The organism is Oceanobacillus sp. HCA-5259 (assembly GCF_037892815.1).
In the GTDB taxonomy this organism is placed as follows: Bacteria; Bacillota; Bacilli; order Bacillales; family Amphibacillaceae; genus Oceanobacillus; species Oceanobacillus indicireducens.
In genome coordinates this window covers 1-24,920 of record NZ_JBBKBV010000022.1, presented here as the reverse complement: position 1 = coordinate 24,920, position 24,920 = coordinate 1, and the positions used below count along the sequence as shown (strand labels likewise).

The following is a 24,920-nucleotide window of genomic DNA, read 5'->3' as shown; positions in this document are numbered from 1 at the left end:
GAATTTTTTATGACGGGTAGATTTGATGGAAGAACTGCTTTTATAACAGGTGGAAGTAGAGGAATAGGTAAAGGTATCGCACAAAGGTTTGCTGAGGAAGGAGCTAAGGTAGGAATCATAGATATAAATGAAGCAGCTCTAAGTGAAACAATGAGAGAATTAGAAGAACAAGGTTATGAAGTTTTTTCAAAAGTCGTGGATGTCGTTAATGCTGATGAAGTAGAAGCTGCAATGAAGGAGTTTGTTACATCATTCGGCTCACTTGATATTCTGGTAAATAATGCTGGAATTATTCGTGATAATTTATTATTTAAGATGACTGATAGTGACTGGGAACAAGTAATGGATGTCCATCTAAAAGGAACATTTTATGCTTCACGTGCAGCTCAAAAATATATGGTGGATAAAAAATATGGCCGAATCATAAACGTTTCATCTACCTCGGCATTAGGGAATCGTGGACAGGCAAATTATGCAACAGCAAAAGCAGGATTACAAGGATTCACAAAAACGCTTGCAATTGAACTTGGAAAATATGGAATTACAGTAAATGCAGTAGCTCCAGGATTCATTGAAACGGAAATGACAAGAGAAACAGCTGAACGAATCGGTATTTCATTTGAAGAAATGGTGAAATTCAGTGTAGCTTCTATTCCTGTTGCTAGAAGTGGAAAGCCTGCTGATATTGCGAATACAGTAGCATTTTTTGCAGACGAACAGTCTTCATTTGTTAATGGTCAAGTCATTTATGTTGCTGGTGGACCAAAAGATTAAATCAATAAACATGAGAAAGGGGAGTTGTGTAAATGTTTAAAGATATAATTGGAAAAAGATCTGAAAAGGTAAAAAACACTGTTGAAAGGGGAGCGGTTAAGAAGTTTGCAGAAGCTATTGGCGATGTACATCCGATTTATGTGGATGAAGAATATGGCAAACAATCAAGATACGAGCAAAATATAGCACCCCCAACTTTTCCTCGAGTTTTCGACTATGGAGAAATAGAGGATTTTAACTTACCAAACGTCGGTCTTATTCATGGAGAGCAGATATATCATTATAAAAGGCCATTATTGGTAGGGGAAGAGGTTTATTGTTATACCGAAGTTCTTGATTACTATGAAAAAACAGGAAAGATGGGTCTTCTTAGTTTTGTAATATTACAAGGCAGTGGTGAGGATAAAGACGGAAAAATTATATATACGGAAAGGCAATCTGTAATTATAACAAAAACAGTAAGAAAGGAGTTGGTAAGATGACTAGCATCTTTGATTTACAAATTGGTGATTCATTGGAAGAGATTACACTTCATCCAGTTTCAAGAATTGATTTAATAAAATATGCAGGTGCATCTGGTGATTTTAATCCAATTCATACAATCGATGCCGAAGCTTCAAAGGCAGGATTACCTGGCATCATTGCTCATGGCATGTGGACAATGGGGAACCTAGCAAAATTATTTACACCTTATTTAGAAGAAGGATTTATTCAAGATTATAAAATTCGCTTTGCAGGGATGGTTTTTCTAGAGGATGTTATAACACTTAAAGGGAAACTACAAAAAGAACGTGAAGGATTACTTGATTTTACTGTAGCGGCTGTGAATCAAGATGGAAAAGAGGTAATTAATGGAGCAATCACATTCAAGAAATATGTCTAAACCCGTATACTACCGAATTCCTTCTATTAAATGTCTGGATATATCAATAAAATATGGATTAAAAGTAAAATCATAAGGAGAGTATCCAATGGAGAGAGATGCAGTTATCGTATCAGCTGTTCGAACAGCAATAGCAAGACAGGGTGGTGCTTTGGCAACTGTTCCGGCGCATGTCTTTGGAGCAGAAGTTATTAAAGAAGCAATTAAGCGTACAGGTATTGATCCGCAATCTATCGATGATGTGATTCTTGGAAATGTATTAAGTGGTGGAGGAAATATTGCTAGGTTAACAGCCTTGCAAACGGAATTGTCAATGGAATTACCGGGTCTTACAATTGATCGCCAGTGCGGTTCAGGAATTAATGCTATTCATTTAGCTGCACAAGCAATTCGAGCAGGAGATGGTGATATTTATGTTGCTGGTGGTACAGAGAGTATGAGTCGTGCACCATATTTGATGGACAGAGCTGAAGGGGCATATAGTTCAGCACCACCACAGTTTCGCGGCTCTCAACTTTCACCAAAGGAAATAGGCGATCCACCAATGGGCATAACGGCAGAAAATTTGGTGAGAAAATATGAAATTAGTAGAGAAGAGCAGGATGAATTTTCATTACGGAGTCAACAAAGAATGGCTAAAGCAATGGAAGAAGGACGCTTTGAGGAACAAATTGTACCAATTAGCGTTCCAGTTCGAAAAGGGGAACCCATTGTTTTTAAAACGGATGAACATCCTCGGCCGGAGACGACAATCGAAGGGTTATCTAAATTACAACCGACTTTTCTAAAAGGAGGAACAGTGACAGCAGGGAGCAGTTCAGGATTAAACGATGCTGCATCGGCTCTTGTGATTATGTCAAGAGAAAAGGCAGAAGAATTAGGTGTTCAGCCATTGGCAACGATCCGCGCTTCAGCAGTTGCTGGCGTCGATCCGAATATTATGGGGATAGGTCCCGTTCCAGCTACTAGAAAGGTTATGGAGAAGTCGGGCCTTCATTTAAATGAGATGGATATTATTGAATTAAATGAAGCTTTCGCAGCACAAGTAATTGCCTGTGATAGGGAACTTCATTTAGATCCGGAAAAATTAAATGTTAATGGCGGTGCTATTTCTCATGGGCATCCACTAGGAGCCACAGGAGCAATTCTTGCAACAAAAGCTGTCTATGAATTAAGACGTGCAAATGGGAGATACGCACTTATCACCGCCTGTATCGGTGGAGGCCAGGGTATTGCAACAATTATTGAGGCGGAATAGCTAGGTTGATAGATTTTGGGTTTTCAACATTAATTTAATTTTAGGGAGGTTACCATGACAAAATCATTTGATATAGAGGTATTTGTTCGATTTGCGGAAACAGATGCAGCTGGTCATATAAATAACACAAGTTATTTTTTATATTTTGAAGAAGCACGGACAAAGTTTTTCTATGAAATTGGAATTGGAAAGACTAATAAAAATCCATTGATGATTAATTTTATTTTAGCTTCCACTAAATGTGATTATATATCACAAGCTTTTGGAGGCAAAATATTAAAGGTTTCTACTATTGTTACAGATATTGGAACAAAGAGCTTTACGGTACATCATGAAATTACAAATAGTAAAGAAGAAGTGGTTGCTCGTGCCACAGCTACATTAGTTTGTTTTAATTATGCAGAGCAAAAAACTGAACCCATTCCAGATTCAATTAGGAATAAACTTGAAGAAGTTTTTAGTGGGGTAAGTAAGTGATTCACTCATTAAAAAGTCTGCTTTTAATAAATGAACTAAAAGGAGAATGAAAATAATGAAAAACACTCAAAGTGAAGATTTAATTATAACAATTAACGCAGGGATAATGCATCTTACACTAAATCGACCGGAAAGTTTAAATGCCTTTAGCCCAGAAATGATGGAGGCCTTAATAAATGCTTTTAAGCTTGCTAAAAACGACAAAACAATACGAGTTGTTGTCCTATCAGGTTCAGGACGATCATTTAGCTCTGGTGGAGATGTAAAGACTATGGGAAAGAAAGCGCCGTTAGAAGCCTATGATCATATTGGAACATTGAATGAATTAATTCTATTGATGAGGGACTTAGAAAAGCCAATTATTGCGGCAGTACATGGCTTTGCAGCTGGAGCTGGGTTTAATTTAGCATTGGCAAGTGATCTTATACTAGCTGCAGATAACAGTAAATTTGCTTTAAGTTTTTCAAGAGTTGGCTTAATATCTGATGGTGGTGGATTATATTTCTTGCCAAGATTATTAGGTCCCTATCTTGCTAAAGAACTATTATTCAGTGCAGAACCGATTACTGCTGAGAAAGCACATGCATTGGGTATTGTTAATCACATTTATCCACTAGATGACTTTCAAAATAAGGTGAATGAATTTGCTGGCAAGTTAGCTTTAGGTCCTACTATTGCATATGGCTTTATAAAAAAGATTACTAATCAATCTTATAATTCTACACTAGATGAAATACTTGAACTAGAACGTATTGCCCAAGCATCTCTTATTACTACGGAAGATCATGAAGAAGGTGTTCAAGCATTCAAGGAAAAACGCCAACCTAACTTTGGTAAAACAATAGAGAAAGCACAAACTTGAATCGTTAAGAAAAAAGTCTTTGCCCCCCTTTTAGAGAGGATTATGCTAGTAACGCCATAATGAGCGAAAATGTTAATCATGCATTAATTTATCTTCTCGGCTGTTTCGTGCAGATCAGTAAATAACTTTGGGAGAAATTAAAAATAGAGTAAAAAAGGATAAGAAACACAAAAACTTTAGTGAACAAATGAAACAGCCGAGAATTCATTATTCATATGGGTTCAAGGCTGTTTCTTATTTTATTAACTGAAGAACTCAGGGTATTTTATTAGATTAATGAATTTAGCCGCTTGTAAAGGGGAATTTCAAAGTAAATCATTTCGGCTTTATTTGATAAAGTTGAGATATACCTATCACCGCTCCGCCAAAATGTCTTGAATAATTTTCACATGCACGACAGCCCATGCTTTTTCTTTAAAATGTAAGATTAAACTGATGCTGAGAAGAACTAAATAAAGGAATGCGAAAATTATCCAGTAGGAACTTCCATCTTGAAAAAGAAAACTTTCCAACGGATTAGCAAAGAGAAAGAGGAGCCAGGGAATCGCTGTTGCAAAGATTGGGATGATCCCGGTACCGTTCTTTTCTTTTGCTATTTGGTAATAAATTAATTGTAATGTTTCCTTGTCGAGCGTTTGGTAAAATTCTTTTATTGCTTTCGTTTCTTGTAAATAACGACTCTTTTTTATCTCTTCAGTTGGCATTTCTTTTAAACGAAGATAGAGTTTATGAGCGTCTCCACGAATAGAAAATTTCAGAGAACATCCTCCTCATCTTTGAGTGTATGTTATTATCCATTCGCAAAAAGATGTGAAATCATACATAGGAATCGATTCATTCATGGAAAAAACCTGCATAATAGGGAGGTTAATCCTATCATACAGGTCTTGGAATGGTAAAAGATATTATGCTGCTTTCTTATCGTCTGAATCATCCTGGCTTCTTTTTGCCCACCAGTTTGCAAGGAGCGGACCTGAAATATTATGCCAGACACTAAAGATAGCACCAGGTACGGCAGCAATTGGTGTAAAGTGAGCGAGACCAAGAGAGGCTGCGAGCCCTGAGTTCTGCATTCCAACTTCAATGGAAATTGCTTTTTGATCTTTGAAATCCAGCTTAAGTGCTTTTGCAGCGATGTATCCGAGTAAATATCCAATACAATTATGGAGGACGACGACTGCAAAAATTAATAGTCCAGACGTCATGATCGATTCTTTATTGACCGCTACAACAGCTGAAGCAACCGCAACTATCCCGACGACGGAAATGAGAGGTAAGACATCCATGCTTTTGTTGACTTGCTTACTAAACAGCATTCGAATAACGACACCTAGAATAATTGGCAGTAACACAACTTGGACGATCGATAAGAACATGTCCATGAAGGAAACCGATAGCCATTGGCTTGCGAGTAAATAAGTGAGTGTTGGTGTCATGATTGGTGCAAGTAATGTGGAAACCGCAGTGATTGTTACAGATAATGCGGTATTTCCCTTTGCCATAAACGTCATGACGTTAGAGGATGTGCCTCCAGGACAACAACCTACTAAGATTACTCCCGCTGCAATTTCAGGAGGTAAGTTAAAAGCATACGCCAGTGCAAAAGCCGTGAGAGGCATGATTGTATATTGGGCAACGACACCAATTAATACACTTTTTGGAGCAAGAAACACACCTTTAAAATCATCAACGGTAAGGGTAAGTCCCATCCCGAACATAATAATACCTAATAATAGCGATACGTGAGGCGCAATCCACGCAAAACCTTGCGGGATAAAGAAACTAAGTGCTGCAAATATAATAACCCATAAAGCAAATGTACTTGTGGCAAATCTACTTATTTTACCTAATGTTTCCAAAATGAATTACCTCCCCCTAAATAAAAACTATAAATATTGCGAATACTAATTGTGTGTATAATTGAAAATAATAGCATAAATAACTCAATTAATCTAGGGTTCTTCTCTATATTTCATTAAATCAACTTTTCCAGCATTGTTGACTTCAATACCCTCTGCTTCCAAAGACAAGCGCTGTTCATTGAACTTTCCTTCGTCTTTCATCGCGATCTGTCCTTTAGCATTAATGACCCGATGCCATGGCAGGTGATGTTTTCTGCTCATCGTATGAAGAATCCGAGCAACTTGCCGAGCTGCGCGTGGATTCCCCGCGAGCTTTGCTACTTGTCCATAAGTCATAACTTTTCCCTCGGGGATATCTTTGATAATTTGAATGACCTTTTCCGTAAATGGTAGCATCAAAATCTCCTCTCTCACTCAAAATCAACTGACAATTACTTTCATTCAGCGTAAGTATTTTGTGCATTCATTCTATTGGCGTTCTAATTACCGTTCAGTTGCCCGGCGGACGGATGCGCATCCTAAGGCACGGCCTCAGCGTTGACTCACAGGACGTTAATGTCAGACGTTGCCACATAAGAGCGTTCTTAGTCTGCTCTCGGAAGAAAATCGCTTCCTGCTCAGGTCTGGACACGTGCTTTTCCCGCAGGAGTCACCGTCCGCCGGGCAACTGAACTGGTAGAGAACGTTATTATTAATGGAAACTATCGCATTGTAATAAGTTATTTATTTCTAAATGAAAAATAGTGTACCAAGTTGGGCTTTCCCTCGGAGCAGTCCAGACACCTCGAGACTCCTGCAGGAGGCCGTCTAAGAACGGTCACGTCCTGTGACCAACGCCGGCATTAGAACTTCCTGTTCGTCGAAAGGCATAGGTGAGACCCCTTAGTGCTTAGCCCGAGGAGGCTCACCAGCCGCCTGCGGAAAGCGAGAGGTGTCTGGACTGTGGACCTCCAGGAGAAGGTTGCACTTACGCTGAATGAAAGGATACAGTAAATGACTATATTGCTTTAACATCCACCCCTCTAATAAAACGAATAAAGGCATGGACAATGTTTAATTGTAATGAGTCTTCATGATAATACATCCACGTTTTCCTTATCATTGGCTCTCCTGATGGTTTATAGAGTGGTTTTACAAATAGCTCTGGATAGGGACGGACAACTAAATTTGCAAGAATGGAAAAACCAAGGCCATTTACAATCATCTCTTTGCATGTTTCCACTTGATTGACTTGGATTGTCGTATTTGGACGCTTGGAATATTGATGGTACCACCATTCATCCACCAAACTCTTCATATTTTCGTCGGTATGATAATCAATCCGGGGCATATTGGGGAGATCGTCCCATGTGAAATCCCACGGTGAGGCAACACAGATTTCTTCCTCATATAAAAGCTCCCTTTTTCCTTTCCATGGATAGTCCCCTTTAATAAAACTTAGATGCACTTCGTTGTTTAAAACGAGGCGGTGCATGGCACTGCTCCATCCGGTAACCATTTGGAATTCTACATGAGGATATTCCTGTTTAAATAATCGCAATAACTTCGGCATTTTATTAAGTGCAAAGAAATTGGATACGCCGACTCGTAGTGTACCGGTGACTTGATTTTTCATATTGTTAATTTTTTCTTCAATCATGCGTTGTTCGCGAATCATATTCTGTGCATGCTGCGCCAATTGTTCTCCTTCTGGTGTGAAGGTAACTCCTCTTCGTTTCCGGATAATGAGTTGTACATCATAATGTTCTTCCAATTTCTGAATACGCGAGGTTAGGGTAGGCTGTGAGACAAATAACTGTTCTGCGGCTTTAGTAATATTCTCGGTGGTATAGAGAGCGGCTAACATTTCCCAATCCTGATAATTCACGAAGTACATCCTCCTCTATGATATAGGAAAAATCTATGGCTAATTATCAATATTATATATTTTTCCAATCTTACAATCAATATTATAATGATGGCAGATGAGAAAAAGTCACTAGATCACTTCTTTGTCAACGCTTTCAGGCGGGTAAGAAAATAAAAAGCGAGGGATGGTATTCATGGAAACAAAGGAAAAGTTTGTTCCGGGGTTAGAAGGAGTCATTGCGGCAGAGACATCAATCTCATTTCTAGATGTAGATGAAGAGAAAATCATCATTCAAGGCCATGATCTGATTGAGCTATCTAAGAGTAAGGAGTATGCGGAAATTGTACATTTATTATTGGAGGGTACCTTACCCACAGCGACGGAAAAAGTCTCCATAGAAGGAACACTGAAACAGCATTATGATGTTCCGGAAGTTGTAATCGAAGTGCTTCGTTTATTACCAAAGCAGACACATCCAATGGATGGAATGCGTACTGGGTTATCCATTCTTGCTGGTTTCGATGAGGATATAGAAGACCGAACGCTTACGGCAAATAAAAAACGGGCCTATCAATTATTAGGGCAACTACCGACGATTACGGTTAATAGTTATCGAATTTTCCACGGGGAGGAGCCAATTTATCCGCAAGCCGATTTATCCTACAGTGCAAACTTTTTAAACATGATTACCGGAAAGAAACCAAGTGATTTAGAAGCAGCGATTTTTGATCGTTTGCTCCTTTTATATAGCGAGCATGAAATGCCGAATTCCACCTTTACTGCAAGAGTAATTGCCTCTACGAACTCGGATATCTACGGCGCATTAACCGGGGCAATTGCCTCGTTAAAAGGGAATTTGCATGGCGGAGCGAATGAAGCGGTGATGTATATGCTAAATGAAGTGCAAACCGTAGAAGAATTTGAGGAATTACTTCTAAATAAGCTGCAACAAAAGGAAAAAGTGATGGGATTTGGTCACAGGGTTTATATGAAGAAAATTGATCCGAGAGCCCTTATTACGAAAGAAGCTCTCCGGCAGCTCTGCATGCGAGATGGCGATTATTCCCTGCTAGAGATGTGTGAAGCTGGCGAGAGAATAATGGAAAGGGAAAAAGGGCTTTATCCGAATTTAGACTATTACGCAGCGCCCGTGTACTGGAAACTGGGAATCCCGATTCCGCTTTATACACCTATTTTCTTCAGTGCACGGACAGCTGGATTAGCTGCTCATGTCATTGAGCAGCACAGTAATAACCGGCTTTATAGACCTCGTGTGAACTATATCGGTGCACGTTACGCTTAGTCAATCATGGATAAAAAATGGAAATGGAGAGGACAAATGATGCTACAAACAGATGATTATCAAAAAACAGACATGTTAATAGAAGAAATCACGGATTATGTATTAAATAAGGATATTACGAGTGAAGAAGCTTTTCAAACAGCGCAATATGTATTACTCGATACGTTGGGCTGTGGTATTTTAGCGCTTGATTATCCTGAATGTACGAAATTGCTTGGACCAGTCGTGCCAGGGACAATTGTTCCGAATGGGGCGCGAGTTCCCGGAACTTCTCATGTACTTGACCCTATTCAAGCAGCGTTCAATATTGGAGCGATGATTCGCTGGCTCGACTATAATGATACATGGCTTGCTGCGGAATGGGGCCATCCATCCGATAACTTAGGCGGAATTCTCGCGGTTGCTGATTACCTTAGCCAAGTAAGAATTCAGAAGGGGAAAGAACCGCTTAAAGTTGAAGAAGTACTGGAAATGATGATCAAAGCACATGAAATCCAAGGGGTGCTTGCGCTCGAGAATAGTTTGAATCGGGTAGGACTTGATCATGTCCTTTTTGTTAAGATAGCATCAACAGCTGTTGTCACGAAAATGCTTGGTGGTGGACGGGAAGAAATAACGAATGCACTTACGAATGCTTGGATTGATAATGGAAGCTTACGAACGTATCGTCATGCCCCGAATACTGGATCACGAAAATCCTGGGCCGCTGGTGACGCAACGAGTAGAGCAGTACGCCTAGCGTTGATGGCCATGCAAGGTGAAATGGGTTATCCAACTGCACTTAGTGCTCCGGGTTGGGGATTCCAAGATGTTTTATTTAATAAGAAAGAACTATTGCTTAGTCAGCCGCTGGATAGTTATGTAATGGAAAATGTGTTGTTCAAAGTTTCCTTCCCAGCTGAATTTCATGCACAAACAGCAGCAGAAGCAGGCGTACAGTTACATCCAGAAGTCGCTAGTCGCTTAGAGGAAATAGATAAAATTACGATTACAACTCATGAATCTGCTATTCGCATTATTGATAAAAAAGGACCTTTGAATAATCCGGCAGACCGGGATCACTGTTTACAATATATAACGGCTATCGCCCTGCTTGAAGGAGATATACGGGCAGAACATTATGAGGATGATTTTGCAGCAAATCCAATCATTGATATTCTGCGTGATAAGATGATCGTCGTAGAAAATAAAGAATATACAAAGGACTATCTAGATCCTGCTAAACGTTCAATCGCGAATGCTGTTCAAGTTCATTTTAAAGACGGGTCATCGACAGAAGAAGTAGAACGCGAGTATCCATTAGGGCACCGCTTCAGACGTGAGGAAGCCATTCCGAAAATAATGGAGAAGTATACGGAAAACTTAGCAACCCATTATACAGATAAACAACGCAAGAAGATTGAAGCGATAAGCTATGATTATGAAAAGTTAGCAAACATGAATGTGAATGAATTTGTTGAGTTATTTCTTATAAATTAATACGTGTCAATGATGGAGAAGGAGGACGCAGGTATGGCGTGGATTGTGGATCAACTGTCAACACAGAAGGAATTAGCTGAAAAATTAAAAGAAGAAATGGAAGCGGAGGATATTTTACAAATACCGGGGGCACATGATGCGATGGCTGCCTTAGTTGCAAGGGACGCAGGTTTCTCCGTTTTATATTTATCTGGCGGAGCTTATACGGCGAGCAGAGGACTGCCGGATCTTGGTATCGTTACAGCAACAGAGATAGCAGAACGGGCAAGGGATCTTGTCAGAGCAACGAATTTACCAGTACTCGTTGATATTGATACAGGGTTTGGCGGTGTATTAAACGTGGCACGCACAGCGCGGGAAATGGTGGAAGCAAATGTAGCTGCCGTTCAGATTGAAGACCAGCAGCTTCCCAAGAAATGTGGACATTTAAATGGAAAACAGCTCGTTACGACAGAGGAAATGGTACAAAAGATTAAAGCAATTAAAGAAGTTGCTCCTTCCTTAGTTGTCGTCGCCAGAACGGATGCACGGGCGGTGGAAGGACTAGATGCAGCAATCCGGCGCGCAGCAAGTTATGTTGAAGCTGGTGCCGATGCAATCTTCCCTGAAGCTTTACAAACGGATGAAGAATTCCGTCTGTTTGCTGAAAAAGTGGATGCCCCGTTGCTGGCGAATATGACGGAGTTTGGGAAGACACCATTTATTACTGCAGAAGAATTTCAGAATATGGGCTTCCGTATGGTCATTTATCCGGTAACTTCTTTGAGAGTAGCAGCAAAGGCATATGAACGGATCTTTACCCTAATCAAAGAGCAAGGCTCGCAAGCAGATGGTGTATTTAATATGCAGACGAGAAAAGAACTATACGAAACGATTTCTTATGATGACTTTGAAGAATTAGATCAGACGATTGCGAAGACAGTATTAGAAGACTAGTCTATTGAAAAAGATAGGTGCCAAAGAGGAATTTGCCTCCGCACCTATCTTTTTCAAATTAGTTAAAAATGCAGGGGACCGTGAGTAACCTCACAAAACTGTCAAATAGTCGTACTCTTTTCGACGCAATCTATATATAGTGATGGAAGTCACTTAGTGGTACAATATATTGTGTTGAGGTGAAGGTGGTTCATCAAGTTATGGATTAAAATGTCTAAAGGAGAGGGATTAATATGTTCCAAAGTACAATGGATATTGTTCAGAAATTCACATCACAGCAAGAGAATAAGCAAACAGATTATTTAAGACATGAAAATAGTAATTATGTCTATTCCTTACCACTTTTAAGGCACAATCTAACGAATCATGCAGAGGAAGAATTTTTATTTACACAAATTCTACCACCAAGAATGAAAGAGCTTTATGATGACGGTGTCGTTTATGTCCATGACAAACAGCTTGCCCCGTATTGTGTATCCATCAGTTGTATGGATATCGCGACAAAAGGAATTCCAACGCTTGCTAAAAACATGATTACGTCTAAACCAGCGAAGCGGATACCTACTTTACTCAGGCATTTCAGTAATGTTGTTACATTAGTATCCCAACAGGTTTCCGGTGCGGTGATGTTGGCACAGCTTTCTACCATTACAGCTTCTTATTTATTCGATGAAGAAAGCAGGGGCACTACATATACTGATGAGGAATTAACAGAACTGTTTCAAAGTCTGATTTGGGAGCTTAATATGCCGCTTCGGTCCGGAGCTCAGAGCAGCTTTTCAAATATTACGTTAGAGTTTGGGAAGCCGTCTGAGGAAATCAAGGATGAATACGTTGTAATTGGCGGAGAAGGAAGGAATATACAATATAAAGATATTCCAGAGGTTTACTTTGACCGAATGAACCGGGCAATTATTGAGGTAATGAGGAACGGAACAGGAAGCAATGGTATCCCATTTACCTTCCCATTATTAACGGTGCAAATTGATGATTACTTCAATTATGAAAATCCCGTGTTTATCGAACTATTGGATAAAATGTATCAATGGGGTGGCGTCTATTTCGAAAACTTTAAAACAAAGCCATTTGAAGATCCGTATTATAAAGCTCTGAATCCGCTAATCCAGGCGAAAGATCCTGAAGTGAGCAGAAGTCTTTGCTGCAGACTGCAAATTAATTTAGAAACGCTCTCGAAAGCGGGAGGAGGCGTGTTCGGATCATCAACAGGTTCAACAGGCGCTGTCCAAGTACTAAATTTAAATATGAACCGAGTTCTTCTGGAATTCGGACATGATATGGAACTTGTGAAAGTGAAGATACGTGAATATATGGAAGTTATGCAAGAAGCGCATATGGCAAAAAGAAAATGGATAGAAGCGAACAAAGAATTATATCCTACTTTCTTTGCTTATAATAAAGATTTGAAAAACTATTTTAACGTGTTTGCCCTTACCGGTATGAATGAAGGATTAATTAACTTAGGATATCAAGACGGGATGAAAGATAAAGCTGGCAAAATGGTTGCTCATGATATTATGCAATATATGACCGAGATTGTGAATGAATTCATTGTACGCGATAAAGTTGCCTGTGGGATTGAATATGCACCTGCTGAAAATGCAGCGATTAAATTAGCTCGCCATGACCTGAAATGGGGAAAAGCAAACGAGCGGGAAGTGTTTGTACAAGGTGAAGGAGAGAATCCATATTTGACGAGCGGTTGTATGACGCCATTTTCGGAAGAGGATTTTCTGGAACAGTTGGAGAATAGCGCTGAATTTCAAGGATATGCAACCTCTGGAAGTGTTTTACATCATTTCTTGGAAGCGAAGGTAAAACCGGAAAGTCTGGCGAAATATTTGGATAAGATTTTTGAGAAGCCGATCAATTATATTACATTAACACCGACGATTACTTCTTGTATGGAGTGTGGCCAAAGAATCGTTGCGGAAGATGCAAAAAATATAGATCAGTGTCCGGTCTGCGATTCAGAAGATATTGCGACATTCAGCAGAGTGATCGGGTATTTGAAAATGATCTCAAGAAACAGGATCCACGTCGATGAGCAGGGCTATTATGAAGGAAAATATAATTTCTGGTCTAAAGCAAGAAGGCATGATTGGACCATTAGAAAAAGATTGAAAGAAGATGCGCTAAAGGAGGTTGTTCATCGTTAATCCACGGTGAACATATGATAATGAAACTATATAATACCTTTATTCGCACATTTACCGATTTGCCTAATCATACGACTTTATTGATTCACTCCTTATCTGGTTGTCCACTCCATTGTTTCGGGTGTCATAATTATGATGAAATCATTGCAAACACACCGAAAGAATATAAAACGCTGGATGATCTTTATGACTATTTAAAGAAAAGTGGTTTTCTGTTTGATGCAATTATGTTCAGCGGTGGGGAATTCCTCATTAACCCATTGGACAAGGTTTGCGATTTATTGAGGCAAGTAAGGAATCTTTTTGATGGGAAAATCATCGTAACGACAAGCGGTATTTATTATAATAAGTTACGGACTTTATATGACAAGCAGCTTGTTGATGGTATCCATATCGATATGAAGTTGCCGTATCACGCATTGGACACTGAAAAAGATGCACAAATTTATAAAGACATTATGGGAATCGCGCCGAGTGAAAAACTTGTGGAACAATTAATCGCTAGTGTTGACGCGGTTATTGAACATAATTCGGTGCTGGATCAAGTTCGGACGGTTCGTTATCCTTTGCTGGATGATGCATTTTTTACAGAGATAAGACATTTTGTTGAAGAGAGAAAAGCTTATTATGATAGTATTGTACCTTATTACCTGAATGAATTTATTTATCCGGAAAATTAGTAGAACAGATGTAGCTTCTTTAGCTATTTGGATAAGGAATAAGGCAGAACCCCTTCTGAGTTGGATTAGGCTCATGAGGGGTTCATTATTTACTAAATTTGCTTCATTCTATTGGGGAGAGGTTATTGTCTATTACCCATTGTATTAAGCGTGTAAAACTTCTTGGTCGTGATCCGTCTTTCTTAACCAATGCAGTATATGTTTTACTAAATATTCGTTTGCGTAACTGTTTTTCTTTATTGCTGTTACGGTCTCCCGTTCAAATTCCGTCATCGGACTTACCGGATATTCTCCGCAAATATCAATTCCGCTTATCTTTCGGTATTTCATAATTTCTTTAACGATAATTAGAAGTTGCCGTAATCGCATATTTCCGTGGTCCCAAGCAGTAATTGCTTCTTTTCTGTCTAATACATCTTTATCTATGCTGATGTAGACGAGATCAGTGGAAATTTCTTTTAAAATCGAATGAAGCGCCTTTTTAAAGTTTAAGCGAAGAAAGTGTTTTGTATAAAGCATCACTTTTCCGTACATTGAAGGCGGGATATATTTTTCCCCTTCCTCACTTATCCCGATTATTAATACTTTCATTAAATTAGGGAGGCGTTCCAACGATTCCAGAACCCAGGAACCGCAAGAAATCAAGTCTTCACTAGGACTTTTCAGTGTATCTGTATGGTGATCGAACAATACTAATGTGAAGGGTTGTTGGATTTTCGAAAGCAGGATGTAGGAGATATAATGATAATTTCCATTTCCGATGAAGGTTACTTTGTTTGTGTCGCCTATTTTTCTAGCGATGTTCCTCAACGTGTCCCGTTCACAAAATAAGTTCGTGCTAGGGACGGATTGCAAGTTAATCCGGTGAACATGCTGATCTTTAAGAAAAGATTGTTTTTCGTATGTCTGGTCGAAATCAAGTACGGTGATATTATTTAGCATCTATTATTTATCTTCTCCTTTTTAGTGAAAAAAGTCACAATTAAATATTGAATCGTATATGTACTATTATAACATTAAGATTATTTTCAGCATTAATTCCCCTTTTTCATCTTGAAAAATAATATATTAGACTTTTGCCTATTGTCAGTTGACTGATTAGGTGCTATAATCAATTCAATTTCTAAACCTGAGTAAATTGGTGTGAATACTAGTATATTAATTTGCGCACTTGAAAGGTGGATATTGATGATAAAAGTATCGAACATACGGAAGAGCTTTAAAGACCATGTTGTCTTGAAAGACATTAGTTTTGATGTCGATGAGGGAGAAGTTGTCGTAATTATTGGACCGTCTGGTTCCGGGAAATCAACACTCCTGCGTTGCATGAATTTTTTAGAAAGACCGGATTCAGGTCAAATAGAAATTGGTGGTGTTGCGATAGATGTGAATCAAACGAAACGGACAACGATAAATAAATTAAGAATGCAAACCTCTATGGTGTTTCAGCATTATAATTTATTTAAAAATAAAACAGCATTAGAAAATGTCACCCATGCTTTAGTCGTAGCGAAGAAGATGAAAAAAGAAGCTGCGAAAAAAATGGGAAGAGATTTACTGAGTCAAGTAGGAATCTTGGATAAAGCGAATCAATATCCGATTGCACTGTCTGGCGGGCAACAACAGCGGGTTGGAATAGCCCGGGCGCTTGCAGTAAATCCATATGCGATTCTCTTCGATGAACCGACTTCTTCACTTGATCCCGAGTGGGTGGGAGAAGTGCTTCGTGTCATTTCTAAAATTGCGAATCACAATAAAACGATGATTATCGTCACGCATGAAATGAACTTTGCCCGTGATATCGCGGATAAAGTAATTTTCATGGCCGATGGAGCAATTGTTGAGCAAGGGACACCAGAGGAGATATTCGATCATCCCAAGAAGGAGCGGACGAAAAAGTTTTTAAAGGACTTCCATCGAAATCATGGCTCTGCTGACGACTCGGTTACTCCAACTGAACATGTAAAGGAGCTAGCCTTGTAATCGTAAAGTATAGGAGGGGGAGAATATTTTGACATATAAATTAGGAATACTTGATCAAAGCCCGATTTCACCGGGGAAAACAGCGGGAGATGCGTTGAGACGGACGGTCGAATTGGTGCAAAAAGCAGAAGAATGGGGTTACGAACGCTTTTGGGTTTCAGAACACCATCAGACGCTTGACCTTGCAGGGACTTCACCAGAAGTGCTCGTCTCTCATTTATTAGCAAAAACAACTTCGATTAAAGTTGGTTCAGGCGGAGTGATGCTCCAGCATTATAGTCCGTTCAAGGTAGTAGAAGATTTCCAGCTATTATCCTTGCTCTTCCCTGGGAGAGTTGAGCTCGGGATAGGGAAGGCGCCAGGCGGTTTTTCATTGGCTACGCAAGCCTTGCGTTACGGTGGCGCTGGCAGTGATGTTAAGTTTGATGAACGATTTAGGACGCTTCATCATTTTATTCATGACACAATGCCGGAAGACCATGAATTGTATGGCGCGGAGGCTCTTCCGAAACCAGACGAAAAAGTACCTGTATTTCTGCTTGGAGCAAGTGCAAACAGTGCGAAGCTTGCGGCAGAGCAGGGCGCGAACTTCGTATATGCTCACTTTTTAAACAGTAATAATGATTTTCTCAAAGAAGCTATTCAGCAATATCGAGAGATCTACCCAGAAGGGAAATTTATCGTTGCGGTTGCTTCCTTTGCTGCAGAAACGCAAACAGCGGCAGAGCAAGAAGCAAGTGATTATAAAATTTATAAAATCTTCACCGAAAGTGGCCGGTCGATGTCTGTAAGGACTCTTGATCAAGTTGAAGCCTTCCGCGAACAGACGGATGAAACCATCACAGAAATTAAGGAACAGGAAGTGGAGATGATTGCGGGCAGTCCGGATTTTGTGAAAAATGAATTTGATAAGCTTGCATCTGCCTTTGGGGTCGAGGAATTCATTATCCACACTCCAATATTAGATGAAGAAAAGCGGTTGAAATCATATGAGCTATTGAGTCAGTTAGCAGTACCTGTTTTAGGTAAATAAGAGGGGCAGTTAAAAAGAGGAGGTGGTTTTTTTGAATATTGATTTCGGATATGTTGTGCAAATTATTCCGGAATTACTCACCTATTTGCCGATTACATTATATTTAACGATCGTATCGATGGTGATTGCGATTACTATTGGTGTCGTTCTTGCAATCATTCTCGTCAATAAAGTGCCAGTTCTATTACAAGTGGCCAAAGTATATATTTCTTTTTTCCGAGGGACGCCTGTGCTTGTTCAACTATTAATGATCTATTTCGGGCTCCCGCAATTGTTCCCGGTTTTCAATGACCTGGGAGCAGGAGCGGCAGCAATCGTCGCTTTCAGCTTAAATACGTCATCCTATCTAGCAGAGATTTTCCGTGCAGGCTTAGAGTCTGTAGATAGGGGGCAGGCGGAAGCAGCTACATCGGTTGGCATGAGTTATGCTCAAGCGATGCGGGGGATTGTTTTACCGCAAGCAGTAAGGAATGCGCTGCCGGCGACAGGGAATATGTTCATCGGGTTAATCAAAAACTCATCTCTTGCATTCACAATTGGGGTTACGGAGTTATTAGCGCAAGGGAAATTACTGGCATCGGCAAATTTACGATTTTTTGAAGCTTATCTAGCGGTTGGCCTGATTTATTGGGCGATTACTTTCTTATATAGCCAATTACAAGGCTGGTATGAACAGCGGATAAGTAAACCATATATCGCTTAATCGTCAAAACAAAAAGGGGAGAAAAATAGATGAATAGATTCATATTGTTTCTCGCAGCAGGTTTATTGTTAGTTGTTGCGGGCTGTGGGGGAAGCGGAGAGAGTGAAGCTTCAGAAGGTACTAAGGGGGATAACGTCATTACGGTAGGCGCAGTACCGGATGGCTTTCCGACATCTTTTAAAGAAAATGATGAATTGAAAGGTTTCAGTGTCGATATTATTAAAGCAATTGTGGAAGAAGCGGGTTATGAAATCGAATTTGTCCTTACAGATTGGAATGGGGTCCTTGCCAATTTACAATCAGGGAAGGTGGATACAGCATCTAACTTTGCCGCAACAGAAGAAAGAGGGCAAGATTATAATTTTACAGATCCTTATTATAGTTCCAAAGCAGCGATTGCGACAGCGGCAGATGACGATACACTACAGAAAGTAGAAGATCTGACCGGTAAGCAGATCGGCAATATCATGGGCACGAATTTTGAAAATGTATTAAAGGAGCAATACCCAGATTTAGATTATGAACCTGTAACGTATGAATCTACGGATGTTATCTACACGGATGTGGGAGCAGGCAAGGTGGAAGGTATCATACATGGCAGAGAACATTTAATGGCACAAATCAGTAAAAGGGATCTGCCGTTACGAATTGTAGGAGACCCGTTTGGAAACCAGCCAGTAGCATTGCCATTTAAAAAAACGGAAGAAAATGATGCAATTATCGCAGATTTAAATAAAGCAATAGAAACATTGAAAGAAGACGGGAAGTTCACGGAAATATCTTTGGAATACTTTGGTGTGGATTTACTGGAAGATGAGCAATAAGAAAAGGAAGTGGCTGAAATGTCTAAGAAAAATATGAAACTTGGTGTTATTATCCAGGGGCCGGGCGGTCATATGAACTCCTGGAAATCAGAAGATGTTCCTGCAGATGGAAGTATCAATTTAGAACATTACATTAATGTGACACAGAAGGCTGAAAAATCGGGGATGGACTTTATATTTATTGCAGATGGATTACACATTCATGAAAAATCGATTCCTCATTTTTTGAATCGCTTTGAGCCGATCACTTTATTAGCTACACTTGCTGCTGTAACAAAACAAATTGGCTTAGTTGGAACGGTATCAACAACGTACAGTGAACCATTTAATATTGCGCGGCAATTTGCATCATTGGATAAGATTTCCGGTGGCCGGGCCGGCTGGAACGTTGTAACGACCCCCCTTGAAGGTACAGCGTCGAATTTCAATAAAGGAAATCATCCAGACCACTCTTTACGTTATAAGATGGCAGATGAATATTTGGAAGTTGCGAAAGGATTATGGGATTCTTGGGAAGATAATGCCTTTGTCAGAAACCGTGAAACAGGACAATTTTTCGATGCGGATAAGATGCATCGCTTAAACCATGAAGGTGAATTTTTTAAAGCACATGGTCCGTTAAATATTGAACGTTCGAAACAAGGGCAGCCGGTTATATTCCAGGCAGGAGCATCGAAAACAGGAATCGCTTTTGCAGCGAAACATGGAGAGGCTATTTTCACGAATAAGGCGACATTGGAAAGCGCCCAAGAATATTATCGCGATTTAAAGGATCAAGCAGCCCAAAATGGCAGGAAACGCGATGAGGTTGCTATTTTACCGTCACTTTCTCCAATCATTGGTGCAACCGAGGAAGAAGCAAATGCGAAATATGAGGAAATAAAAAACTTAATCAGCATTGAGGAAGCATTAAATTACCTTGGACGTTACTTCGATCATTTTGATTTCAGTCAGTTTCCGCTGGATGAAGCTTTCCCAGACATTGGCGATGTGGGGAAAAATAGTTTCCAGTCAACGACAGATGAAATTAAAGCGATGGCGCAGGACGAAAATTTAACATTAAGAGAAGTGGCATTACGTGTAGCGACCCCGAAAAGTGAATTTTTCGGTACGTATGAACAAGTGGCAGGTAAAATGATCGAATGGGTAGATAACGAAGCTGCTGACGGATTCGTTATCAGCATGTATGTCATGGGGAAACAATATGATGACTTTCTCCAGTTCGTCGTTCCGATTTTAGAAGAAAAAGGGTATTTCAGCCGCAACTATGAAAGTGATACATTACGAGGAAATTTAGGATTGCCTTTTATCGAAAATCGTTATAACAACAAAAATAAAGTATCATCATAAAATGAAACATCATTCAGTGGAAGTTTCGACGCACAGGTTACGAAAGTAGGAATTGAACATTTAGAAAAAAGCGTTAGCGGAGTGGATGAACAAAATTAGTTTGATAATAGGTCATGTTTAAAATCGGGAAAGGGGGATAATGATGGGGCAAATTGTAATTGTTTCGGGCAGTCCGTCCGCTTTATCACGGTTAGAACGCATCCTTTACTATTTAGGTGACCTTGCGGAGACGGAAGGATATACTGTTAAGCATATTTCAGTAAAAGATATGGATGCAGATGATTTGCTTTTTGCAAATTTCACTAGCCCTAAACTGAAGGAAATCACCAAGACATTAGAAACAGCGAATGGGGTAATTGTCGGTTCCCCTGTATATAAGGCTTCCTATTCTGGCGTACTCAAGGCATTATTCGATATTTTGCCACAAGATATTTTACAAAATAAATATGTGCTCCCTGTCATGACAGGTGGCAGTTCCTCCCATTTATTAGCGCTGGAATATGCATTGAAACCGCTACTGGCAACGATGAAAGCGCAGAATTTAAAAGGGCTTTATTTCCAGGACAGCGACATTGATAAAACAAGTGATAACGTTATTGTAGATGAGGACATGTTGAACCGGACAAAGAAACAACTTCACTATTTTATTGAAAAAATTAAAGGTGATGTAGGCGTGAAAGCCTATTAATTAAAGAAGGGATACTCTTTTTTAGGGGTATCTCTTTTTAATTTTATCTAGTCTTTCAAGGCGTGACAGGACGCTATCCGTCGCTTATAATGAAGTTTAAGAATATTGCTACCTTTTTTAGGGAACAAGAAATTATCAAGAGCTCAAGAGCTTCAATTAAAATGCTTAATGTTAAACGAAAAAAGGTGAATCGATTCAACTGGGTGTTTGAGGAAATGTGCGAGTGGGATAATAGATAATATAGTTGTGTTATTATTTCATGATTAGGTAGTCAAACAGGAGGGCGCATCATGTATCAAAAAAGTATTGCACTAGCATATATCCTCTGGCTCATCTTTGGTCAGTTTGGTATCCACCGTTTTTATACGGGAAGAATTGGAACTGGAATTATGCAATTACTGCTAGGGGTAACTGGTTGGGCAACGAAATGGATCTTAATCGGTTACATTCCGCTCGGCATTCTTTGGTTATGGATGTTGGTCGACATCTTTCTAATTCCAGGAATGTGCAGAAATCCGCGCTAGTTAAGAAGAGATCAGTAAAGGGGGAAACGATAATGGATAATATTAAAACAGCAGACATATGTGATGACCATGCAAGCGAGGTACAAGTATGTAGATTGGATTTACGTTCTTTCGGGAAGCGGCGGCGTTTTGCGGGAAAAATTGAGACGGTTCACGTTTACGAGGATAATGTTTTGGTTGAGGAGGCTCTTGAATCGGTGCCTATAGGTTCTGTCATTGTCGTAAATGGCGGTGGGTCAAGAAACTGTGCACTCATGGGTGACCGATTGGCAGGGATTGCTGTCTCTCGTGGCCTTGCGGGGATAATCATAAATGGTTGTGTTCGTGATTCAGCGGATCTTGCTACAATGGATGTTGGGATTTTAGCGCTCGGAACGAATCCACTAAAGAGTAAAAAGAATGGAATTGGTAAGCGGGACGTAAGTTTCACATTTGGTGGTGTGAACTGGAAACCGGGGAGTTTCGTCTATGCAGATGAAGATGGTGTGATTGTTTCTGAGAAAGAAATCGAATAAGTAATGAAGACTTTTCATCAAGCTAGAACTGTAGGAATAAATTGCAGTTCTAGTTTTTGTTTGACATTTTTAACTAGAAATCGACTTATACTTGGTGTAATTCTCAAAATTCAAATCGTAACAGACATTATTGTGTCGTGGTTTGTAAATTCGTGTAAATCAAAATTATTTGAATTATTGTTAAACCATGATATAATCGGATTTAGAGAGCAACGCCTACATGATGGACACCCTTTTTAAATTATTTTTAAGGAGTGATTCGTTTGTCAAACAAAGCAGTAGTGTATTCCAAACCAGGAGAGGTTGAAGTGAAGGATATTGGCTATCCAGATCTTGTTCTTCGCGATGGACCAGGAGTTAACCCGCTGAACGTCGGAAGGAAATGTAATCACGGGGTAATATTAAAAGTGATTGCAACAAATATTTGCGGAAGTGACCAGCATATGGTTCGCGGAAGAACAACTGCTCCAAGTGGTTTGGTATTGGGGCACGAGATTACGGGAGAAGTAATAGAAGTCGGCAGTGACGTAGAGTTCATTGAAAAAGGTGACATTGTTTCTGTCCCGTTCAACATCGCTTGTGGGCGTTGTGTCAATTGTCGCCAGCAAGACACACATATTTGTCTAAATGTAAATCCAGATCGTCCAGGTTCTGCATATGGTTATGTAGATATGGGAGGCTGGGTCGGTGGTCAGTCCGAATATGTGATGGTTCCGTATGCTGATTTCCAGTTGTTAAAATTCCCTGATAGAGACCAGGCGCTGGATAAGATTCTTGATTTAACGATGCTTTCGGATATTTTCCCGACTGGATATCACGGTGCTTATAGTGCAGGAGTTAAGATGGGATCGACGGTATATGTAGCAGGAGCCGGCCCGGTTGGACTTGCGGCTGCTCACTCTGCACAATTGCTTGGTGCATCGGTTGTCATTGTAGGGGACTTAAATGAAGAACGGTTGGCTCAGGCGAGAAGCTTTGGCTGTGAAACGGTAAACTTGAGAGAGCATGATGATCTTGGTGAGCAAATCGAGCAAATCTTAGGTGTACCGGAAGTGGATTGTGCAGTAGATGCGGTAGGTTTTGAGGCGAGCGGACATGGAAGAGATGCCGGGGAAGCACCAGCGACGGTACTGAACTCGATTATGGATATAACGCGAGCGGGAGGACGTCTCGGTATTCCTGGATTATATGTTACGGGGGACCCGGGTGCAGTTGACGCGGAGGCAAAAGAGGGAACCCTTAAAATCCGGTTTGGATTAGGCTTTGCAAAAGCACACCATTTTGTTACGGGACAAACGCCTGTAATGAAATATAACCGTAATTTAATGCAGGCGATTTTAAGTGATCGTGCACAAATTGCAAAAGTGGTGAACGCTACGGTTATATCTATTGGTGACTCACCAGATGGATATAAAAAGTTTGACGGCGGGGCAGCAAGAAAATATGTCATTGACCCACATGGAACGGTTCGAAAACACTTGAGTCTTGATACTGCTGAAGTAATTAATTAGGCTTCGGCTACGATATGAATTTTATTGGATGATTTCATGTATGATTAAAAGTCACTAGATGGATAGAGAACCCACATTCTAACGTACATTCCGAGTGTTATTTTAGAGTGAGGGTGTTTTTGTCCGAAATCCATGTAAATGGAGAAAGCCAAAGTGAAGAAAAAGAGCTAGGTGAACTGTTATTCATAAATCTATTTTAGCCGGAACTGATAGCTGAGCTGCAATCGGTTCTGGCTTTTATGTTGCCATAATTTAGATTGGAGCCTATCATCCGAGTCGATAACTATATGTACACAAAACTGTCAGACTCAATCTCCCGAAAATAGATTATAATGGACGTAACACTTAAATAATGTGAAAAAGTGAACAAATGATTATTATAATGAAAAGGGTAGATGGATATGGACTATGTGAAACCACCTCAAGTAATTGAGTCTGTTGCAGTGGCTGGAAAGAATAAAGCACAATTGCCAATTAGTCACATTTTGATTAAAGCGATGCTAGCTGGTGTATTATTAGGATATGCGACAACATTGGCATTTACTGGTGCAACTCAAACAGGGCTAGATATTGTTGGGGCGCTTATTTTTCCAACTGGATTTGTTATAACTCTATTATTGAATCTTGAACTTGTAACGGGATCTTTTGTTGCGATGCCGATCGCACGATTTCGCAATAAAATAACCGTGCCCAATATTGCTCGTAACTTCACATGGGCTTTTATTGGAAACTTGGCTGGTAGTGTTATCTATGCGGTATTATACACAATCTATATTACACATTTTGGAAATATTGAGGACTCAATCATGATACAAAAATTAATTGCTGTAGCAGAAAGTAAAACATTAGATTATAAAGCATACGGCTGGGATGGAATGGTTGTTGTATTTGTAAAGGCGATGCTATGCAACTTTATGGTTACGTTAGGAGTCCTGATGAATGCTACATCCACCTCCACAATCGGAAAGATTACTGCCATGTGGATACCAATTTTCATTTTCTTCGCTCAAGGGTTTGAGCACGCTGTCGTGAATATGTTTGTAATACCTGCAGCCATGATGGTCGGAGCGGATATCAGTATGGCGGACTGGTGGATATGGAATCAAATACCTGTGACGATTGGGAACTTTGTTAGTGGATTTTTATTTGTTGGTCTAGCTTTTCATATTGTGACGAAAGAGCAAAGGGAAAAATTGTAGAATGCTAGGAAGAAGTGGTGTAGTTTGGGGGTGCATGGCACCTCTTTTTT

Annotated in this window: 26 protein-coding genes; 21 read left to right on the top strand and 5 right to left on the bottom strand. The window is 39.9% G+C overall.

Going from position 1 to position 24,920, the window contains the following annotated elements; genetic code table 11:
* The first annotated feature begins 9 nt into the window (after positions 1-9).
* From fabG to WKU33_RS12430, 6 genes are all read left to right on the top strand, one after another.
* Positions 10-774, top strand: coding sequence for a 3-oxoacyl-ACP reductase FabG (gene fabG, locus WKU33_RS12455; protein ID WP_188856101.1), 765 nt, complete (start codon positions 10-12; stop codon positions 772-774).
* Between the two features lie 32 nt (positions 775-806).
* Positions 807-1,256 carry a MaoC family dehydratase N-terminal domain-containing protein gene (locus WKU33_RS12450; RefSeq protein WP_336252802.1) on the top strand — a complete coding sequence of 150 codons (450 nt, stop codon included), beginning with the start codon at positions 807-809 and terminating at the stop codon, positions 1,254-1,256.
* On the top strand, positions 1,253-1,657 hold the full coding sequence (locus WKU33_RS12445) for a MaoC/PaaZ C-terminal domain-containing protein (protein WP_188856099.1): 405 nt from the start codon (positions 1,253-1,255) through the stop codon (positions 1,655-1,657). Before WKU33_RS12450 ends, WKU33_RS12445 begins: the two co-directional genes overlap by 4 nt.
* 88 nt (positions 1,658-1,745) lie before the next feature.
* Entirely contained in the window at positions 1,746-2,915 is a 1,170-nt protein-coding gene (locus tag WKU33_RS12440) for a thiolase family protein (protein ID WP_340454892.1), read from the top strand.
* Positions 2,916-2,969: 54 nt separating this feature from the next.
* Positions 2,970-3,392, top strand: a complete 423-nt coding sequence (locus WKU33_RS12435; RefSeq protein ID WP_188856097.1) for an acyl-CoA thioesterase — start codon at positions 2,970-2,972, stop codon at positions 3,390-3,392.
* Between the two features lie 55 nt (positions 3,393-3,447).
* On the top strand, positions 3,448-4,254 hold the full coding sequence (locus WKU33_RS12430) for an enoyl-CoA hydratase/isomerase family protein (RefSeq protein WP_188856207.1): 807 nt from the start codon (positions 3,448-3,450) through the stop codon (positions 4,252-4,254).
* Positions 4,255-4,607: 353 nt separating this feature from the next.
* Here the strand turns inward: WKU33_RS12430 and WKU33_RS12425 are convergent, their stop codons facing one another.
* The 4 genes from WKU33_RS12425 to WKU33_RS12410 form a co-directional block, all read right to left on the bottom strand.
* A complete protein-coding gene (locus WKU33_RS12425) occupies positions 4,608-4,958 on the bottom strand; it encodes a hypothetical protein (RefSeq protein ID WP_156856413.1) in 351 nt (116 codons plus the stop codon).
* 201 nt (positions 4,959-5,159) lie between these two features.
* Positions 5,160-6,113, bottom strand: coding sequence for a bile acid:sodium symporter family protein (locus tag WKU33_RS12420; protein ID WP_156856414.1), 954 nt, complete (start codon positions 6,111-6,113; stop codon positions 5,160-5,162).
* 93 nt (positions 6,114-6,206) lie between these two features.
* On the bottom strand, positions 6,207-6,512 hold the full coding sequence (locus WKU33_RS12415; protein ID WP_156856415.1) for an MGMT family protein: 306 nt from the start codon (positions 6,510-6,512) through the stop codon (positions 6,207-6,209).
* Positions 6,513-7,113: 601 nt separating this feature from the next.
* Complete coding sequence (locus WKU33_RS12410; protein ID WP_336252800.1) at positions 7,114-7,992, bottom strand: LysR family transcriptional regulator; 879 nt, start codon at positions 7,990-7,992, stop codon at positions 7,114-7,116.
* A gap of 166 nt (positions 7,993-8,158) precedes the next feature.
* Here WKU33_RS12410 and mmgD point away from each other — a divergent pair, with 166 nt between their 5' ends.
* The 5 genes from mmgD (at position 8,159) to WKU33_RS12385 (ending at position 14,540) form a co-directional block, all read left to right on the top strand.
* Positions 8,159-9,268: a citrate synthase gene (gene mmgD, locus WKU33_RS12405; RefSeq protein WP_336252799.1), complete on the top strand. Its 1,110-nt coding sequence runs from the start codon at positions 8,159-8,161 to the stop codon at positions 9,266-9,268.
* Positions 9,269-9,307: 39 nt separating this feature from the next.
* Positions 9,308-10,747 (top strand): bifunctional 2-methylcitrate dehydratase/aconitate hydratase, encoded by a 1,440-nt coding sequence (locus WKU33_RS12400; RefSeq protein ID WP_156856433.1) that lies wholly within the window; start codon positions 9,308-9,310, stop codon positions 10,745-10,747.
* 33 nt (positions 10,748-10,780) lie between these two features.
* Positions 10,781-11,683: a methylisocitrate lyase gene (gene prpB, locus WKU33_RS12395; protein WP_336252798.1), complete on the top strand. Its 903-nt coding sequence runs from the start codon at positions 10,781-10,783 to the stop codon at positions 11,681-11,683.
* Between the two features lie 248 nt (positions 11,684-11,931).
* Positions 11,932-13,860, top strand: coding sequence for an anaerobic ribonucleoside-triphosphate reductase (gene nrdD / locus WKU33_RS12390; protein ID WP_340454885.1), 1,929 nt, complete (start codon positions 11,932-11,934; stop codon positions 13,858-13,860).
* Between the two features lie 20 nt (positions 13,861-13,880).
* Complete coding sequence (locus tag WKU33_RS12385) at positions 13,881-14,540, top strand: 4Fe-4S cluster-binding domain-containing protein (RefSeq protein ID WP_340454883.1); 660 nt, start codon at positions 13,881-13,883, stop codon at positions 14,538-14,540.
* 144 nt (positions 14,541-14,684) lie between these two features.
* Here the strand turns inward: WKU33_RS12385 and WKU33_RS12380 are convergent, their stop codons facing one another.
* On the bottom strand, positions 14,685-15,482 hold the full coding sequence (locus WKU33_RS12380; protein WP_340454881.1) for an arginase family protein: 798 nt from the start codon (positions 15,480-15,482) through the stop codon (positions 14,685-14,687).
* Positions 15,483-15,728: 246 nt separating this feature from the next.
* Between WKU33_RS12380 and WKU33_RS12375 the strand changes: the two genes are divergently transcribed.
* The 10 genes from WKU33_RS12375 to WKU33_RS12330 all read left to right on the top strand — a co-directional run bounded on the left by WKU33_RS12375 (position 15,729) and on the right by WKU33_RS12330 (position 24,870).
* Positions 15,729-16,523 (top strand): amino acid ABC transporter ATP-binding protein, encoded by a 795-nt coding sequence (locus tag WKU33_RS12375; RefSeq protein WP_156856422.1) that lies wholly within the window; start codon positions 15,729-15,731, stop codon positions 16,521-16,523.
* Between the two features lie 28 nt (positions 16,524-16,551).
* Entirely contained in the window at positions 16,552-17,556 is a 1,005-nt protein-coding gene (locus WKU33_RS12370; RefSeq protein ID WP_340454877.1) for an LLM class flavin-dependent oxidoreductase, read from the top strand.
* A 31-nt stretch (positions 17,557-17,587) separates the two neighbouring features.
* Positions 17,588-18,259, top strand: coding sequence for an amino acid ABC transporter permease (locus tag WKU33_RS12365; RefSeq protein ID WP_156856424.1), 672 nt, complete (start codon positions 17,588-17,590; stop codon positions 18,257-18,259).
* 29 nt (positions 18,260-18,288) lie between these two features.
* Entirely contained in the window at positions 18,289-19,083 is a 795-nt protein-coding gene (locus WKU33_RS12360; protein WP_156856425.1) for a transporter substrate-binding domain-containing protein, read from the top strand.
* 18 nt (positions 19,084-19,101) lie between these two features.
* The gene (locus tag WKU33_RS12355) at positions 19,102-20,433 is read left to right on the top strand and encodes an LLM class flavin-dependent oxidoreductase (RefSeq protein ID WP_340454874.1); all 1,332 of its coding nucleotides are present in this window, start codon (positions 19,102-19,104) and stop codon (positions 20,431-20,433) included.
* Between the two features lie 142 nt (positions 20,434-20,575).
* Complete coding sequence (gene ssuE, locus WKU33_RS12350; protein WP_340454872.1) at positions 20,576-21,121, top strand: NADPH-dependent FMN reductase; 546 nt, start codon at positions 20,576-20,578, stop codon at positions 21,119-21,121.
* 290 nt (positions 21,122-21,411) lie between these two features.
* Positions 21,412-21,645 (top strand): TM2 domain-containing protein, encoded by a 234-nt coding sequence (locus WKU33_RS12345; RefSeq protein WP_340454871.1) that lies wholly within the window; start codon positions 21,412-21,414, stop codon positions 21,643-21,645.
* 32 nt (positions 21,646-21,677) lie between these two features.
* Positions 21,678-22,160, top strand: a complete 483-nt coding sequence (gene rraA / locus WKU33_RS12340; RefSeq protein ID WP_340454869.1) for a ribonuclease E activity regulator RraA — start codon at positions 21,678-21,680, stop codon at positions 22,158-22,160.
* A 263-nt stretch (positions 22,161-22,423) separates the two neighbouring features.
* Positions 22,424-23,671, top strand: a complete 1,248-nt coding sequence (fdhA, locus tag WKU33_RS12335; protein WP_156857544.1) for a formaldehyde dehydrogenase, glutathione-independent — start codon at positions 22,424-22,426, stop codon at positions 23,669-23,671.
* 395 nt (positions 23,672-24,066) lie between these two features.
* Positions 24,067-24,870, top strand: a complete 804-nt coding sequence (locus WKU33_RS12330) for a formate/nitrite transporter family protein (RefSeq protein ID WP_340454867.1) — start codon at positions 24,067-24,069, stop codon at positions 24,868-24,870.
* Positions 24,871-24,920 lie beyond the last annotated feature (50 nt).

Bases quoted from the DNA above. Each gene is read 5' to 3' on its own strand.
- WKU33_RS12440 (WP_340454892.1), top strand. From the start codon at position 1,746: ATGGAGAGAGATGCAGTTATCGTATCAGCTGTTCGAACAGCAATAGCA.
- WKU33_RS12360 (WP_156856425.1), top strand. From the start codon at position 18,289: ATGAATAGATTCATATTGTTTCTCGCAGCAGGTTTATTGTTAGTTGTT.
- WKU33_RS12450 (WP_336252802.1), top strand. From the start codon at position 807: ATGTTTAAAGATATAATTGGAAAAAGATCTGAAAAGGTAAAAAACACT.
- WKU33_RS12430 (WP_188856207.1), top strand. From the start codon at position 3,448: ATGAAAAACACTCAAAGTGAAGATTTAATTATAACAATTAACGCAGGG.
- prpB (WP_336252798.1), top strand. From the start codon at position 10,781: ATGGCGTGGATTGTGGATCAACTGTCAACACAGAAGGAATTAGCTGAA.
- WKU33_RS12380 (WP_340454881.1), bottom strand. From the start codon at position 15,482: ATGCTAAATAATATCACCGTACTTGATTTCGACCAGACATACGAAAAA.
- WKU33_RS12410 (WP_336252800.1), bottom strand. From the start codon at position 7,992: ATGTACTTCGTGAATTATCAGGATTGGGAAATGTTAGCCGCTCTCTAT.
- rraA (WP_340454869.1), top strand. From the start codon at position 21,678: ATGGATAATATTAAAACAGCAGACATATGTGATGACCATGCAAGCGAG.
- WKU33_RS12445 (WP_188856099.1), top strand. From the start codon at position 1,253: ATGACTAGCATCTTTGATTTACAAATTGGTGATTCATTGGAAGAGATT.
- WKU33_RS12435 (WP_188856097.1), top strand. From the start codon at position 2,970: ATGACAAAATCATTTGATATAGAGGTATTTGTTCGATTTGCGGAAACA.
- WKU33_RS12425 (WP_156856413.1), bottom strand. From the start codon at position 4,958: ATGCCAACTGAAGAGATAAAAAAGAGTCGTTATTTACAAGAAACGAAA.
- mmgD (WP_336252799.1), top strand. From the start codon at position 8,159: ATGGAAACAAAGGAAAAGTTTGTTCCGGGGTTAGAAGGAGTCATTGCG.
- WKU33_RS12385 (WP_340454883.1), top strand. From the start codon at position 13,881: ATGAAACTATATAATACCTTTATTCGCACATTTACCGATTTGCCTAAT.
- WKU33_RS12400 (WP_156856433.1), top strand. From the start codon at position 9,308: ATGCTACAAACAGATGATTATCAAAAAACAGACATGTTAATAGAAGAA.
- WKU33_RS12330 (WP_340454867.1), top strand. From the start codon at position 24,067: ATGGATATGGACTATGTGAAACCACCTCAAGTAATTGAGTCTGTTGCA.
- WKU33_RS12375 (WP_156856422.1), top strand. From the start codon at position 15,729: ATGATAAAAGTATCGAACATACGGAAGAGCTTTAAAGACCATGTTGTC.
- WKU33_RS12355 (WP_340454874.1), top strand. From the start codon at position 19,102: ATGTCTAAGAAAAATATGAAACTTGGTGTTATTATCCAGGGGCCGGGC.
- ssuE (WP_340454872.1), top strand. From the start codon at position 20,576: ATGGGGCAAATTGTAATTGTTTCGGGCAGTCCGTCCGCTTTATCACGG.
- WKU33_RS12415 (WP_156856415.1), bottom strand. From the start codon at position 6,512: ATGCTACCATTTACGGAAAAGGTCATTCAAATTATCAAAGATATCCCC.
- nrdD (WP_340454885.1), top strand. From the start codon at position 11,932: ATGGATATTGTTCAGAAATTCACATCACAGCAAGAGAATAAGCAAACA.
- WKU33_RS12345 (WP_340454871.1), top strand. From the start codon at position 21,412: ATGTATCAAAAAAGTATTGCACTAGCATATATCCTCTGGCTCATCTTT.
- fabG (WP_188856101.1), top strand. From the start codon at position 10: ATGACGGGTAGATTTGATGGAAGAACTGCTTTTATAACAGGTGGAAGT.